This window comes from Streptomyces calidiresistens, assembly GCF_014141525.1.
Lineage (GTDB): Bacteria > Actinomycetota > Actinomycetes > Streptomycetales > Streptomycetaceae > Streptomyces > Streptomyces calidiresistens.
Window position 1 is genome coordinate 1 of the sequence record NZ_VKHS01000857.1, and the last position, 2,171, is coordinate 2,171.

Genomic DNA, 2,171 nt, shown 5'->3' on the forward strand with positions numbered 1-2,171 from the left:
GGCGGGGTGTCCCCTCCCCGACGGCCGCCCGATGGGGCGGTGTCCCCCGGTGACAGGGCCGGGGAGTTCCGCCGGGATCACTTCCCGGGCTTGCGTCCGGTCACCCCGAGGTGGACGAGCAGCGCCAGCGCCGGCCGCACGTCGCTCTGCTTCGCCCCCAGTGACTGGAGGCTCTTGGACTGTTCCGCGACGGCTGTGAGCATGGTCACCAGGGCGGCGGCGACGGCGGTCGGCGAGGCCTCGGGTTCGGCGCGTCCGCGTGACCCCTGGGCCTCCACCGTCTCCGCGAGGGGACGCACCAGGGCGCCGTGCACCTTCGTGCGGATGCGCACGAACCGTCGGTCGCCCTCGGCGGCGGCCAGGTCGATGACGCGCAGGATGGCGTCGTGGCGGCGGCGGAAGGCGAGGAAGCCCTCGACCAACTCCTCGGCGGCCTCCCGGCCGGCGCGGCCGGTCCAGGCGCGGCTCTCCGCCAGAGCGGTCAACTCGTCGCTGTCCCGGACGGTGTCACCGGCGAGTTCGAGGACGGCCGCCTCGATGTCGGGGAAGTACTGGTAGAAGGTGGCCGGGGAGGTGCCCGCCTTCCGGGCGACATCGATCACCCGGACGTCACGATAGGGTGAGGAGGCGAGCATTTTCCCGAGGCAGTCGAGCAGTTTCTGTCGGGTTGCCTGACCGCGCCGGCCGGCGATCCGGCCGTCCACGGTCGTTACCTGTCCTGTCATGCCGTCAGCTTATCGACGCGGGTTTTTCGCGCCATTTGTCCGCTTCCAAATGGGGTGGGCGAGGGTACGGGGGTTCGGGCGCCGGCGGGTCACACCCCGTCATCGGGCGTCCCGGCGCCCGCCGGCCGCGCCCCGACACCCGGGTCGGTCCCCGGCCGGGCGGCCGGTCGACACACCCCGTGGCGGAGTGGCCGCCGTCGGTCCGGGGCCCCGGGACTTAGCATGAGCCCTCCGGCCGACACGCGGCCGGGGAACCGACGCGCCCGCCGGCGCGTATCCCCTTCCGGGGTCGTGCCGGTCGCCGGGCACCCCGGCCGGGTCGGGACGCCGGTCGCCGCGCCCCGTGGTTCCGGGGCGCGTCACGGCGACGGGGGAGGGCGGGGAGGACCTCCCGGGAAGGAGTGTTCGGCCCGTTCGCCCGGCGGTGCGTCACGGGAGTGGAACGGACCGACGACGCGCCGGCCCCGCGTTCCCGGTTGTCGGCCCGGCAGGGAAGAATCGGCACGGACGACCGGCGGCGGCCGACGGCGGTGAGATGCTGCACGGGGCGCCCGGCCGGCGCCCCCACGGGGAGGTGGCAAAGGACTCATGGTGGAGCAGCTGACGCGGCACGATCCCAGGCGGATCGGCCCCTTCGAGGTGCTCGGGCGGCTGGGCTCCGGCGGCATGGGTCTGGTCTACCTCGCACGGTCGGCCTCCGGGCGGCGGGTCGCCATCAAGACCGTGCGCACCGAGTTGGCCGAGGATCAGCTGTTCCGGGTCCGTTTCACCCGCGAGGTGGAGGCGGCCCGTTCGGTGAGCGGCTTCTACACGGCCGCCGTCGTCGACGCCGACCCCCGCGCCGCGGTGCCGTGGTTGGCCACCGCCTACGTGCCGGCCCCCTCGCTGGAGGAGATCGTCAGCGAGTGCGGCCCGCTGCCCCCGCAGGCGGTGCGCTGGTTGGCGGCCGGGATCGCCGAGGCCCTGCAGTCCATCCACGGCGCGGGCCTGGTCCACCGCGACCTGAAGCCGTCGAACGTGCTGGTCGTCGAGGACGGCCCCCGGGTCATCGACTTCGGCATCGCCTCCGGTGTCTCCACCACCCGGCTCACCATGACCAACGTGGCGGTCGGCACCCCCGCCTACATGTCGCCCGAACAGGCGCGCGACTCGCGCGGGGTGACCGGGGCCAGCGACGTCTTCTCCCTGGCCTCCACCCTGGTCTACGCCGGCACCGGTCACCCGCCCTACCACGGCGCCAACCCGGTGGAGACCGTCTTCATGCTGCTGCGCGACAGCCCCGACCTGGAGGGACTGCCGGAGGAACTGCACCCGCTGATCGAGGCGTGCATGCGGCACACCCCGACGGAGCGGCCCACCCCCGCCGACATCCAGGCCCGCCTCGCCCCGCACCTCTTCGCCTCCGGCGACGACAGCGGCACCGCCTCGGCCTGGTGCCGCAGGACG

2 protein-coding genes are annotated in these 2,171 nt (G+C 74.3%); one reads left to right on the forward strand and one right to left on the reverse strand.

What is annotated here, in order from left to right; all coding sequences use genetic code 11:
* Positions 1-77: 77 nt before the first annotated feature.
* Positions 78-725: a TetR family transcriptional regulator gene (locus tag FOE67_RS23490; protein WP_182666842.1), complete on the reverse strand. Its 648-nt coding sequence runs from the start codon at positions 723-725 to the stop codon at positions 78-80.
* Between the two features lie 588 nt (positions 726-1,313).
* Here FOE67_RS23490 and FOE67_RS23495 point away from each other — a divergent pair.
* The coding region (locus FOE67_RS23495; protein ID WP_182666843.1) for a serine/threonine-protein kinase at positions 1,314-2,171 on the forward strand (858 nt) is incomplete at its 3' end.

Excerpts from the sequence above, each read along its gene's own strand:
- FOE67_RS23490 (WP_182666842.1), bottom strand. The coding sequence starts at position 725 with ATGACAGGACAGGTAACGACCGTGGACGGCCGGATCGCCGGCCGGCGC.